The organism is Corynebacterium sp. KPL2895, from assembly GCF_040225815.1.
Lineage (GTDB): Bacteria > Actinomycetota > Actinomycetes > Mycobacteriales > Mycobacteriaceae > Corynebacterium > Corynebacterium rhinophilum.
Genome location: NZ_JBEHFY010000005.1, coordinates 37423 through 49192 on the forward strand (window position 1 = coordinate 37423; position 11770 = coordinate 49192).

The following is an 11770-nucleotide window of genomic DNA, read 5'->3' on the forward strand; positions in this document are numbered from 1 at the left end:
AAGTCTATGCTCTACGATGGATTCCGTGGATATTTGTTACGGAATCGATGACATCCCCGCGGATGTGGGGCCGACCTCGGTAACCATTGGCGTCTTCGATGGCTTGCACCGCGGCCACCAACAGCTCGTTTCTGCTTGCGTGGAGCATGCGCGGGCGAATAGTCAGGTCCCCGTCATGGTGACCTTTGACCCGCACCCGGTCTCCGTTTTCTTGCCGGAGCGCGCCCCGTTATCCGTGGTGAGCTTCGAGCGCAGGCTGGAGCTCGCGGAAGAAATGGGCATCGAGATGGTGCTTGTCATTGACTTCACCAAGGAGCTTGAGGGGGTGGAGCCGCGCCCCTATGTGCGCGACCTCTTGGTGGGCAAACTTCATGCGCACCACGTGGTGGTGGGGGAGAACTTCACCTTTGGCGCTGGGGCCAGCGGTACTGCGGAAGCCATGCGGCAGCTGGGGGAGGAGTTTGGATTTAGCGTCGATATCATCCCGCTCTTGGACGAGGACGGTGTGCAGATTTGTTCCACCTATATTCGCCATAGCCTGTCCCGGGGCGCAATAGAATCGGCGAATTGGGCGCTTGGTCGGCACTTTACGGTCACTGGTCCCGTGGTGCGCGGTGCGGGGCGCGGTGGCAAGGAACTGGGATTTCCCACGGCTAATCAGTATTTCCCGGATACCGTAGCCATTCCCGCGGACGGGGTTTATGCCGGTTGGTTTATTGTGCATTCTGACTCGCCCCTCGATGGGGATATGCAGCCCGAAGTAGCCTATGCCGCGGCGATTTCCGTCGGTACGAATCCCACCTTTGGTGATGAAGAGCGGTCCGTGGAGTCTTTTGTCTTGGACCGCGATGCCGATCTTTATGGCTATGAGGCAACCGTGAAATTCGTGGGCCACCTGCGGGATATGGTGAAGTTTCATTCCGTCGATGAGCTTTTGGAAGCCATGGCCCAGGACGTCGCAGCCGCCCGCAAGGTGCTGGCTGCCGATGCTCGCGCGCAGGGCTGCAATAGCGAAGACTATTTCTTAAAGGAGAAGTAAATGAAGGCCATCCTCGATCTTGATACCGGCATTGATGATGCTTTGGCCTTGGCTTATGCCCTGGCCCACCCCGATCTTGAGCTCATCGGTGTGACGTGTACTTATGGCAACGTCACGGTGCCGCTGGCGGTGCGCAATACCCTGGCGCTGCTGGATTTGCTGGATAGGTCTGATATCCCGGTCTTTGCGGGCCGCAGCCCGGACGGTTTCCAGCCCAGCGAGATTTCCTCCTTCATCCACGGCCAGAATGGCGTGGGCGAGGTCGCGCTTAGCCCGTCCGGTAAGACCGAGGACACGCAGCCGGCCACGGATTTCCTCTTGCAGGCCGTGCGCGATTACGGTGATGACCTGGTCATTATTCCTACAGGTCCGTCGACGACCATCGCCCAGGCTATGCTTGCCGATACCACCTTTGCCGCCAACGCCCACATCGTCATGATGGGCGGAGCGCTGACCGTTCCTGGCAACGTCTCCGCGTGGGCAGAGGCCAATATTTCCCAAGACCCGGATGCCACCGATTATCTCTTCCGACACAGCCAAGATGTCACCATGGTCGGCCTTGATGTCACCTTGCGCACCCTCTTGACGGAAAAAGAAACCGCGCGCTGGCGGGAGACCGGAACGACCGCGGGCGAGGTTTTCGCCAATATGGTGGATTACTACATTCGCGCTTATGCCACCACGGCTCCCCACTTGGGAGGTTGCGGTCTGCACGATCCGCTGGCCGTGGCGGTAGCCGCAGATCCGTCGTTGGTAGAGGTCATCGAAACCAATATGAAAACGGATACGCAAGGCCCCACCCGCGGGCGCACCATTGCCGATGAAACCCGGCTGAGCCAGGAACCTACCGCGAAGGTGGCCGTGGGCGTGGACAACGAACGCTTCGTCCATGAATTCGTGGACTACCTCGAAGAACTTTTCCGGACGGTGGGCGCCAAGTAGTGCAGCGTTTTGATTTGCCGCGCTAATTGGCTGTAAGATGACGATTTGGCTTAGCGACTGTGGTTCACGACAGTTGCGGCACGCGGAGCTCGCCACGGCGGCGCTGCGCGTTGAAGAATAGTGTGGACTGAAATAAAGGAGAAATACTCATGGCATTGACCACTGAGAAGAAGGCCGAAATCCTCAAGGAGTACGGCCTGCACGAGACCGACACCGGTTCCCCCGAGGCACAGGTTGCCCTGCTGACCTCCCGCATCAATACTTTGACCGAGCACCTGAAGTTCCACAAGCACGATCACCACTCCCGTCGTGGTCTGCTGCTGATGGTTGGTCGTCGTCGTGGCCTGCTGAAGTACTTGGCAGAAAACAACGTGGATCGCTACCGTGATCTGATTTCCCGCCTGGGCCTGCGCCGCTAATTGCGACGCGGCTGCGGCCGAATTATTCCCCTTGCCTTGCGGCAAGGGGAATTAGTGGTTTTATTACCCACTTTATCCTTGTGAGGAGAGGGGCGTTTGTAATTGCCGTAGCTCAAAAGTACGGAATCTCTGTTAGAATTTTCACCGTTGTCAAAAACAATGTGGAAAAGGCGGCACCGACGATCGCCTAAAACATTCAAGGAGATTTACTAGATGAGCGTTCAGAACTCCGTAGAGTTCAATATCGATGAAGAATTCGGTATTACCGAAGCTATCGCTGTCCTCGACAATGGGGACTTTGGTACCCGCACCGTTCGTTTCGAAACCGGCCAGCTGGCCCGCCAAGCAGATGGTTCCGTAACCACGTACCTCGACGATGACACGATGCTGCTGGCCACCACGACTGCCTCGAACCAGCCGCGCGAGAACTTTGACTTCTTCCCACTTACCGTGGACGTGGAAGAGCGCATGTACGCAGCCGGCAAGATCCCCGGCTCCTTCTTCCGCCGCGAGGGGCGTCCCTCCACCGAGGCCATCTTGGCGTGCCGCCTCATCGACCGCCCGCTGCGCCCCACCTTTGTCAAGGGCCTGCGCAACGAAGTGCAGGTGGTCATCACCGTCCTGTCGCAGGACCCAGAAGAGTACTATGACGTCGTAGCCATTAACGGCGCGTCCGCAGCAACCCAGCTTTCCGGCCTGCCGGTCTCCGGCGCCGTCGGCGGCGTGCGCATGGCGCTCATCGCTGATGACAAGCACCCAGAAGGCCAGTGGGTGGCGTTCCCGAACCACGAGCAGCACGAGCGCGCGCTCTTTGAAATGGTGGTTGCAGGCCGCATCGTTACTAAGGGCCGTAAAGAAGACGTCGCCATCATGATGGTGGAAGCTGGCGCCGGCACCAACGTTGCTGAGCGCATTGCCGATGGCGCCCCGGCACCGCAAGAAGCCGCCGTCGCCGAGGGCCTCGAGGCAGCCAAGCCGTTCATTAAGACCCTGTGTGAGGCCCAGAACGGCCTTGCAGAGCGTACTGCCAAGGAGACCCAGGAGTTCCCGCTCTTCCCGGCTTATGAGGACGATGTCTTCGACGCCGTGGAAAAGGCTGCTTCCAAGAAGCTGGAGAACCTGCTGACCATCCCAGGCAAGCAGGAGCGCGACGAGGCTACGAATGCACACATGGAACAGGTAGAACAAGACCTGTTGCCGCAATTCGCGGACTTGGAAGAAGCAGTGGCCTCCAAGCAGATTCGTGCTGCTTATAACGAGGTCATGAAGAAGATCGTGCGTCGCAAGATCTTGACCGATGGCTTCCGCATCGATGGCCGCGGGCTTACCGATATCCGCGACCTGTCCGTCGAAGTTGACTTGGTACCACGCGCACACGGTTCTTCCTTGTTCGAGCGCGGTGAAACGCAGATCCTCGGTGTAACCACCCTGGATATGCTGAAGATGGAGCAGCAGATCGACTCGCTTACTCCTATCGAATCCAAGCGATACATGCACCACTACAACTTCCCGCCATTTTCTACCGGTGAGACCGGCCGCGTCGGCTCGCCCAAGCGCCGCGAAATCGGCCACGGTGCACTAGCCGAGCGCGCCCTGCTTCCGGTCATTCCGTCGCGCGAGGATTTCCCGTATGCCATCCGCCAGGTCTCTGAGGCGCTCGGTTCCAACGGTTCCACCTCCATGGGGTCTGTGTGCGCATCCACCCTGTCCCTCTACAATGCGGGTGTTCCGCTCAAGGCGCCGGTAGCCGGCATCGCCATGGGCTTGGTTTCCGGTGAGGTTAAGGGCAAGGAAAAGTTCGTCGCACTGACCGATATCCTCGGTGCCGAGGATGCCTTCGGTGACATGGACTTCAAGGTTGCAGGTACCTCTGAATTCATCACTGCGCTGCAGTTGGACACGAAGCTCGATGGCATTCCGTCTAAGGTCTTGGCTCAAGCACTCGAGCAGGCCCGCGATGCCCGTGCCACCATCCTGGAAACCATGGCTGAGGTCATTGATTCCCCAGATGAGATGTCTGGCCTGGCCCCGAAGATCACCTCGGTGAAGATTCCGGTTAATAAGATCGGTGAGCTCATCGGGCCTAAGGGCAAGACCATCAACCAGATCACCGAAGATACCGGTGCTGAAGTCTCGATTGAAGACGATGGCACGGTCTACATCTCTGCGGTAACCGGCGAAGCAGCGGATGCTGCGATTGAAAAGGTTAACTCCATTGCCAATCCGCAGTTGCCCAAGGTAGGCGAGCGCTTCCTCGGCACGGTAGTCAAGACCGTTCCATTCGGCGCCTTCGTATCCTTGACCCCAGGCCGCGATGGATTGATCCACATCTCCAACCTGGGTGGCGACGAGCGCATCGAGAAGGTCGAAGATGTCGTCAACGTGGGCGACAAGGTACAGGTAGAAATCGCGGATATTGATAACCGCGGCAAGATTTCCCTAGTGCCCGTTGAGGACTAATTCCTCGCGCGCTCGTTAGAGCAATGGCCCTGTTTCCCGCACATGCTGGGAAACAGGGCCATTGCTATGCCTTCGCTATGATTACCTAATTTTGGAAATCAAGCACGAGGCGCTTGGGGTTCTGCAGGAAGGTCACGGAATACGGCGTTTGCTTCTTTAGACCGATGATCAACTGCGTTTGCGCCTCGAAGGTGGTGGTGTAGTTGATCTCTTGCACCACGCCGGCACCTGGGGTGATGCCAGTATCCATGAACTTTTGCTCCAACTCTGGCGTCGATGGCCACGGGGTGCCCTCGATGCCAAGGTTGAGGAATGTAGCGCCTTTTACCTCGACAGGAAGTCCCGAGGCCTGGTGGGCGGGCTGATCCGTATAGGTGGTAAACCACCCGGCTTCGCCGTCTCCTTCAAGGTCGACCACGACGCGGGTGAAAGAATCGTGCGCGGCTACCCGGATCTCTGTGGGAACGAGGCCACCCAATCCAGGAGGAAGGTGGTGTTGATCCTCGAGGGAGGGCGTGCCCATGCCACCAAAAGTCGGCTTTGGATTATTGCCTTGCGCCTTTTGTTGATTGTGGCTTAACGGGGCGGTGTCTTCTACCGTCTTGGTTGGGTCATCGTCAGTGGTCGTGGTAGAAGGCTCTGACTTCTTTGCCGATGACGTCGTCGACTCTGCAGTGGAACTGGTTGATTCCTCCTGCGTGGCAAATGAGGCATCGGCGGCCTTGTCATCGCTGGGGCTAGCGCAAGCAGCCAATGAGAGCATGCAGCTTATACCGGCGCCAGCAGCGATAACGCGGGTGAGAGTAGATCGAGACATTGTGACCACTTCCTAGGTTGTCTACCTTGTTGTCTCTTTCAATTCTACCGGTACACAAGTGGCTCAACTGGGGAAGTGATGCAATTGTTGTACAAAGAAAACTAGCGAAGGTGTGGACTAACGCTTCAACTGGACGAGCTGGATGAGGTTGCCCACGGTATCGTCAAAGACCGCGATGATGGAGGGGCCAACGTCGGTGGGCTCCATGGTAAAGTCCACGCCCTTGTCCTTTAGTTCGGCGTATTCTTTCTCCACATCCTGCGACAAGAATTGGGTGACCGGGATATTATCCGCCTTCAGCGCTTCGGTGTACGTCTTGGCGGCTGGGTGGCCCTTGGGCTCAAGCAGCAATTCAACGCTGCCATCGCCGTCGGCGTTGGTGACCGTCAGCCACCGGAAATCGCCGTGTGTGACGTCATCTTTTACGCGGAAGCCAAGGACATCGACATAGAAATCGTGGGCACGAGCAACGTCATCTACTGGAACGGAAGCAATATAAATCTGCATGGCAGCCAGTCTAGCAGTGGTATTTCTGGTGTCCGGAGGGCTGCCCGCCGCGCATGAGCGAGCGCGATAGGATAGTTAAACAAGTAGAATTTTAACGCAAAGTTGTTAAGAAAGTGAGGCCCACAATGGCGATCAAAGTAGGAATCTTGGGAGCGCAAGGGCGCGTCGGCAAGGCGATTGTTGAAGGCGCTAACGCCGAAGATGATCTAGAGCTCGTAGCGGAAATTAGCCGCGGGGATGACCTGCAGCACTTGGTTGATAATCACGCAGAGGTCATCGTGGACTTCACCCAGCCTGATTCGGTGATGGGGAACCTGGAGTTTTGCATCGCGAACGGCATTCACTGCGTGGTGGGCACCACTGGCTTTGATAAAGAGCGCTTGGAGCAGGTGGAGCAGTGGACCCGCCAAGAAGGTGCTGGCAACGTGCTGATCGCACCGAATTTCGCCATCTCTGCCGTGATGACCATGGTGCTTGCCAAGCAGGCGGCGAAGTTCTTCGAGACCGCAGAGGTCATTGAATTCCACCACCCCACCAAGCTGGATGCGCCTTCCGGCACCGCCATCCACACCGCAGAGGCCATTGCCCAGGCGCGCCGCGACGCCGACCTGGGGGAGATGCCGGATGCAACGGAAAAGTCCCTCGATGGGGCACGTGGGGCGAATGTAGACGGAATCCCGGTGCATGCCGTGCGTACCCGCGGCATGGTGGCCCACGAAGAGGTCATTTTCGGTGCGCAGGGACAGTCTCTGACCATCCGCCAGGATTCTTACGATCGTTCCTCCTTTACTCCAGGCGTACTGGTCGGCGTGCGGGAGATTGCGCAGCACCCAGGATTGGTCGTCGGGCTAGACAAGTACCTGGGGCTGTAGCGGTATGGCCACTGCGAGTGAGCTAAAAATCCAGCTCATTGCCGCTACCGAGTTTCATCCGCCGCAGGGAACGCAGTGGAGCGCTGATGACACGGCGACTGACGGCGAGGCCCTCGTCGAATTCGCCGGACGGGCGTGTTATGAGTCTTTTGACAAGCCCAACCCGCGCACCGCTACGAATTCCGCCTACCTACATCACATCATGGAAGTAGGCCATACGGCGCTATTGGAACACGCCACGGCCACGATGTACATCACGGGGCTCTCGCGCTCTGCCAGCCACGAATTGGTTCGACACCGGCATTTTTCCTTCTCGCAGCTATCCCAGCGCTTTGTGCATCCAAAGGAGACGCAAGTAGCGCTGCCCAAGCTGGTGGAAGAAGATGAGCAATTGCGCCGGTTGGTCATGCAGGCGGTCGATGAAACCCGTTTTGTCTACGATGAGCTGCTAGAAGCCTTGGAAGAAAAGCTCGATGAGCCGAATGCGCTGCTGCGAAAGAAGCAGGCGCGCCAGGCAGCGCGCGCAGTATTGCCCAACGCTACGGAAACTAGGCTCGTCGTTACCGGTAATTACCGCGCGTGGCGCCACTTCATTGGAGCTCGGGCGGCCGAGCACGCGGATACGGAATTGCGCCACGTGGCGGTGGAGTGTTTGAAGCATTTGCAGGGGCAAGCACCCGCGCTTTTCGATGACTTCCATATCACCACGTTGGCCGATGGAACACAGATGGCCGCAAGCCCTTACGCTTAACACGCGCCACCCCGATGCGGCCAAAAGGTGCCCTAGCGGGTAACCTTGACGGCTATGAGCACAGGTATGACAGCAAAGACTGGCGTTGACACCTTCGGTCGCATTGGCGTCGCCATGGTCACTCCGTTTGATCGTGACGGTGCGCTGGATGTAGAAGCGGGTCGCCGCCTGGCAGCTCATCTCGTAGACAACGGCGTGGATTCACTCATCTTGGGTGGAACGACGGGCGAGTCTCCTACCACGTCCTTGGACGAAAAGTTGGAGCTGCTCAAGGCCGTAAAAGAGGAAGTAGGAGACCGCGTCCGGATCTGTGCGGGCGCTGGAACCAATAACACCGCAACCTCGATTGAGGTTGCCCAAGCTTCCGCCGCCGCAGGAGCCGATAGCTTGCTCGTGGTGACTCCGTATTACTCCAAGCCCTCCCAAAAGGGCGTCTACGAGCATTTTGCCGCAGTTGCTGATTCTACGGATCTGCCGATTTGCGTCTATGACATCCCTGGCCGCTCGGGCATCCCAGTGGCGTCGGATACGCTCCGCCGCCTTGCGGAATTGCCGACTATCCAAGCCGTGAAAGACGCCAAGGGCGATCTTTCCGCGGCCGCAGAACTCATCCAAGAAACCGACTTGGCGTGGTACTCCGGTGATGATCCGATTAACCTGCCGTGGCTATCCCTCGGCGCTTCGGGTTTCATCTCCGTCATCGGCCACGCCGCACCGCGTGCCTTGGTAGAACTCTATGAAGCTTTCGATGCGGGCGATTTGGCCCGCGCGCAAGAAATAAACTACTCAACGCTTCTTCCACTGACCCGCGCTCAGGCGCGGTTGGGCGGAGCGACATTTGCAAAGGAAGCTCTGCGCCTGCAGGGCTTTGAAGTTGGCGATCCCCGCCTTCCTGTTACCGCCGCAAGCGAGGAGGAACGCGAGGTACTTCGCCGTGATTTGGAACAATCTGGAGTCCTTTAAGAATGACTGAACCCCGTAACCGTTCCCGCAAGGTCACCCGCAAGGCGGGTCCACCTTCGGAAACTGAGACCGCCTCCAATGAGGCGGCTTCGCCCGTATTTCAGACCCCTGCCAATAACGCCGGCAATGCCGGAAATGAGGACCAGGGCAACTCTGGCAAGAATAACTCTGCCGATAACAAGAACGACGGCGATAACAACGGCCGCCGCTCGCGTTCCCGTGGCGGCCGCGGTCGTGGTCGTGGCGGAAACGGCAATAATGGCAATGGCCAAGGAAATAACCACGGTGGTAATGGCCACGGCGGCAATAACCACGGCGGCAATAACAAGAACAACAACGGTGGCAACGGAAAGAACGACAAGGGCCGTGGCCGCAATAACAATAACCGCGGCCGCCGCAACGTGCCGAAGTCCATGCAGGGCGCTGATTTAACCAAGCGCCTGCCAGAACCGCCAAAGCAGGCGAAGGATACCCTGCGCATCTACGCCTTGGGCGGTATCTCCGAAATCGGCCGCAACATGACCGTTTTTGAGTACGGCGATGAGCTGCTCATCATTGACTGCGGTGTGCTCTTCCCATCGTCTGGCGAGCCTGGCGTGGACCTCATCCTGCCGGACTTCGGGCCGATTGAAAAGAAGATCGACAAGGTCAAGGCCCTCGTGGTCACCCACGCCCACGAAGACCACATCGGTGCCATCCCGTGGCTGCTGAAGCTGCGCCCGGATATCCCCATCGTGGCCTCCCGTTTCACCATCGCGCTCATTGCGGCGAAGTGTAAGGAACACCGCCAGAAGCCGAAGTTCGTCGAGGTCAACGAGAAGTCTGACGTGACCTACGGTTGCTTCCGCGTTCGCTTCTGGGCGGTCAACCACTCCGTGCCAGATGCGCTCGGCATCATGCTGGGAACCCCGGCAGGCAATATCATCCATACCGGTGATATCAAGCTGGACCAAACCCCGTTGGACAATCGCCCGACCGACCTTCCGGCGCTGTCTCGTTACGGCGACGAGGGCGTCGACCTCATGCTGTGCGATTCCACCAACGCCACTGTGCCGGGTGTATCCGCCTCCGAGGGCGATATCCCGGCCAACTTCAAGCGCTTGGTGGCTAATGCGAAGCAGCGCGTCATCTTGGCTTCCTTCGCCTCGAACGTCTACCGCGTGCAGGCCGCCATCGACGCTGCCGTGGCCAATGGCCGCAAGGTGGCCTTCAATGGCCGCTCGATGATGCGCAATATGGAGATCGCGGAAAAGATGGGCTTTTTGAAGGTCCCGCGCGGCACGATTATCCCCATCGACGAGGCCGCGAAGATGGCCCCGCACAAGACCATGCTCATCACCACCGGTACGCAGGGTGAGCCGATGGCTGCGCTCTCACGTATGGCGCGCCGCGAACACCGCCAGATTACGGTGCGCGATGGCGATACCATCATCTTCTCTTCCTCGCTCATCCCGGGCAACGAAGAGGCCGTCTTCGGCGTTATCAATATGCTGTCCCAGATTGGTGCCAACGTCATCACCAACCAGGACGTCAAGGTCCACGCATCTGGCCACGGCTACTCCGGCGAGCTGCTCTTCCTGTACAACGCGGCGCGCCCGCGCAATGCCATGCCGGTCCACGGCGAGTGGCGCCACCTGCGCGCCAATAAGGAATTGGCGATTTCCACCGGCGTGGCCCGCGACCGGACGGTCTTGGCGCAAAACGGCGTCGTGGTGGATCTGCGCAAGGGCCGCGCGGAGGTCGTCGGCCAGCTGCAGGTTGGCCACCTCTACGTCGATGGCGTGTCCATGGGCGATGTCGATGCCGATACCTTGGCAGACCGCACCAACCTGGGCGCCGGCGGCGTGGTATCCATTACCTGTGTGATTGATAACCGCACCTCCCGCCTGCTCGAGCACCCAACCGTGGCAACCACCGGTTTCTCCGATGATGACCGCGGTGTTGTGCCCGAGGTTGCGGAGATGGTGGAAAATACCATGAACGATCTCGCCGCAGAGGGTGAGAATGACACCTACCGGATGGTGCAAAAGCTGCGCCGCAAGGTCTCCAAGCTCATGGATTCCAAGTACAAGCGTGAGCCGGTTATTTTGCCCACTATCGTGCCGACGAATTCAGGCACGCTGCTTGCCGATGACGCCGATGTCGACGCCAGCCGCGAGTCCCTGTAGGCTCTCCTACAAAAGGATTTAATTCCGGCATAGTTTCTGTGCCCCAGCATTTCGATGACCTCGGTATGCTGGGGCACATGTCGTTTTCATCTTCCGAACGCGCCAAGATGGTCGCGCTTTTGCATCAACTAGGTCCAGACGCCCCCACGCTGTGTGAGGGCTGGACCACGCGCGACTTAGTTGCCCACCTGTGGGTGCGCGAAAACCGTCCCGATGCCGCCGCGGGCATGTTCCTTTCGGTCCTGCAGCCCCACCTGGAAAAGGAATCCGCCAAGGTTGCCCGCCGTGATTTCGATGAGCTTGTCGATGCCTGGGGGAGGGGACCAGCAAAGTTCAACCCCGCACGCTTTCTCGATGCCCAGCAGAATTTGGCCGAGCATTTTATCCATCACGAGGATATCCGCCGCGCCAATGGCGAGACCGAACCGCGCGACTTTTCAGTGGCCGTGCAGAAGAAGCTGCACCGTTTTTTGAATATCTGGGCCAAATTGAGCCTGCGCAAGTCCACCCAGCCGGTGATTCTGCAACCGGACGGGATGCCGCGCATCGTCGTGGCAGACAAACACGGGGTAGCCGATCGCGGGGATCGCGTGGTCCGCGTAAGCGGGGAGGTCGGGGAACTACTGCGGTGGGCGTACGGGCGCGACGTTGTCCAAGTCACCATCAATGGCGATGAGTCCGCCATTGAAATGTCAACCCTCTAGCCTAGAAATAGGCACTTTTTCTGGCCAGGCGGCAACATTTTGACGCAGACACTGCATAATTTCCAGTTTGCTGACCGTGCCACGCGTGTGGCGTATGTGATTTGTGGGGTTTTCCGGTTAAGGTAAAT

11 protein-coding genes are annotated in these 11770 nt (G+C 58.5%); 9 read left to right on the forward strand and 2 right to left on the reverse strand.

Features of this window, described 5'->3' with window-relative positions; translation table 11 throughout:
* The first annotated feature begins 16 nt into the window (after positions 1-16).
* From ABRP95_RS03285 to ABRP95_RS03300, 4 genes are all read left to right on the forward strand, one after another.
* Positions 17-1039, forward strand: coding sequence for a bifunctional riboflavin kinase/FAD synthetase (locus ABRP95_RS03285; RefSeq protein ID WP_284769626.1), 1023 nt, complete (start codon positions 17-19; stop codon positions 1037-1039).
* Positions 1040-1981 carry a nucleoside hydrolase gene (locus tag ABRP95_RS03290; RefSeq protein ID WP_349838941.1) on the forward strand — a complete coding sequence of 314 codons (942 nt, stop codon included), beginning with the start codon at positions 1040-1042 and terminating at the stop codon, positions 1979-1981.
* Positions 1982-2130: 149 nt separating this feature from the next.
* The gene (gene rpsO, locus ABRP95_RS03295; protein ID WP_005278802.1) at positions 2131-2400 is read left to right on the forward strand and encodes a 30S ribosomal protein S15; all 270 of its coding nucleotides are present in this window, start codon (positions 2131-2133) and stop codon (positions 2398-2400) included.
* Positions 2401-2613: 213 nt separating this feature from the next.
* Positions 2614-4860, forward strand: a complete 2247-nt coding sequence (locus tag ABRP95_RS03300; RefSeq protein WP_284769628.1) for a polyribonucleotide nucleotidyltransferase — start codon at positions 2614-2616, stop codon at positions 4858-4860.
* 85 nt (positions 4861-4945) lie between these two features.
* Here the strand turns inward: ABRP95_RS03300 and ABRP95_RS03305 are convergent, their stop codons facing one another.
* A complete protein-coding gene (locus tag ABRP95_RS03305; RefSeq protein ID WP_284769629.1) occupies positions 4946-5677 on the reverse strand; it encodes an AMIN-like domain-containing (lipo)protein in 732 nt (243 codons plus the stop codon).
* A gap of 117 nt (positions 5678-5794) precedes the next feature.
* A complete protein-coding gene (locus ABRP95_RS03310; RefSeq protein WP_005278808.1) occupies positions 5795-6184 on the reverse strand; it encodes a VOC family protein in 390 nt (129 codons plus the stop codon).
* Between the two features lie 125 nt (positions 6185-6309).
* Here ABRP95_RS03310 and dapB point away from each other — a divergent pair, with 125 nt between their 5' ends.
* The 5 genes from dapB (at position 6310) to ABRP95_RS03335 (ending at position 11642) form a co-directional block, all read left to right on the forward strand.
* Entirely contained in the window at positions 6310-7056 is a 747-nt protein-coding gene (dapB, locus tag ABRP95_RS03315) for a 4-hydroxy-tetrahydrodipicolinate reductase (protein WP_349838942.1), read from the forward strand.
* Between the two features lie 4 nt (positions 7057-7060).
* Entirely contained in the window at positions 7061-7807 is a 747-nt protein-coding gene (gene thyX / locus ABRP95_RS03320) for an FAD-dependent thymidylate synthase (protein WP_349838943.1), read from the forward strand.
* Positions 7808-7861: 54 nt separating this feature from the next.
* A complete protein-coding gene (dapA, locus tag ABRP95_RS03325; RefSeq protein WP_034654087.1) occupies positions 7862-8770 on the forward strand; it encodes a 4-hydroxy-tetrahydrodipicolinate synthase in 909 nt (302 codons plus the stop codon).
* A 2-nt stretch (positions 8771-8772) separates the two neighbouring features.
* Positions 8773-10938: a ribonuclease J gene (locus ABRP95_RS03330; RefSeq protein ID WP_284864382.1), complete on the forward strand. Its 2166-nt coding sequence runs from the start codon at positions 8773-8775 to the stop codon at positions 10936-10938.
* A gap of 65 nt (positions 10939-11003) precedes the next feature.
* Positions 11004-11642, forward strand: a complete 639-nt coding sequence (locus ABRP95_RS03335) for a TIGR03085 family metal-binding protein (protein WP_349838968.1) — start codon at positions 11004-11006, stop codon at positions 11640-11642.
* The last annotated feature ends 128 nt before the right edge of the window (positions 11643-11770 follow it).

Excerpts from the sequence above, each read along its gene's own strand:
- ABRP95_RS03290 (WP_349838941.1), top strand. The coding sequence starts at position 1,040 with ATGAAGGCCATCCTCGATCTTGATACCGGCATTGATGATGCTTTGGCC.
- ABRP95_RS03285 (WP_284769626.1), top strand. The coding sequence starts at position 17 with ATGGATTCCGTGGATATTTGTTACGGAATCGATGACATCCCCGCGGAT.
- ABRP95_RS03305 (WP_284769629.1), bottom strand. The coding sequence starts at position 5,677 with ATGTCTCGATCTACTCTCACCCGCGTTATCGCTGCTGGCGCCGGTATA.
- ABRP95_RS03310 (WP_005278808.1), bottom strand. The coding sequence starts at position 6,184 with ATGCAGATTTATATTGCTTCCGTTCCAGTAGATGACGTTGCTCGTGCC.
- thyX (WP_349838943.1), top strand. The coding sequence starts at position 7,061 with ATGGCCACTGCGAGTGAGCTAAAAATCCAGCTCATTGCCGCTACCGAG.
- ABRP95_RS03335 (WP_349838968.1), top strand. The coding sequence starts at position 11,004 with ATGCTGGGGCACATGTCGTTTTCATCTTCCGAACGCGCCAAGATGGTC.
- rpsO (WP_005278802.1), top strand. The coding sequence starts at position 2,131 with ATGGCATTGACCACTGAGAAGAAGGCCGAAATCCTCAAGGAGTACGGC.
- dapB (WP_349838942.1), top strand. The coding sequence starts at position 6,310 with ATGGCGATCAAAGTAGGAATCTTGGGAGCGCAAGGGCGCGTCGGCAAG.
- dapA (WP_034654087.1), top strand. The coding sequence starts at position 7,862 with ATGAGCACAGGTATGACAGCAAAGACTGGCGTTGACACCTTCGGTCGC.
- ABRP95_RS03330 (WP_284864382.1), top strand. The coding sequence starts at position 8,773 with ATGACTGAACCCCGTAACCGTTCCCGCAAGGTCACCCGCAAGGCGGGT.
- ABRP95_RS03300 (WP_284769628.1), top strand. The coding sequence starts at position 2,614 with ATGAGCGTTCAGAACTCCGTAGAGTTCAATATCGATGAAGAATTCGGT.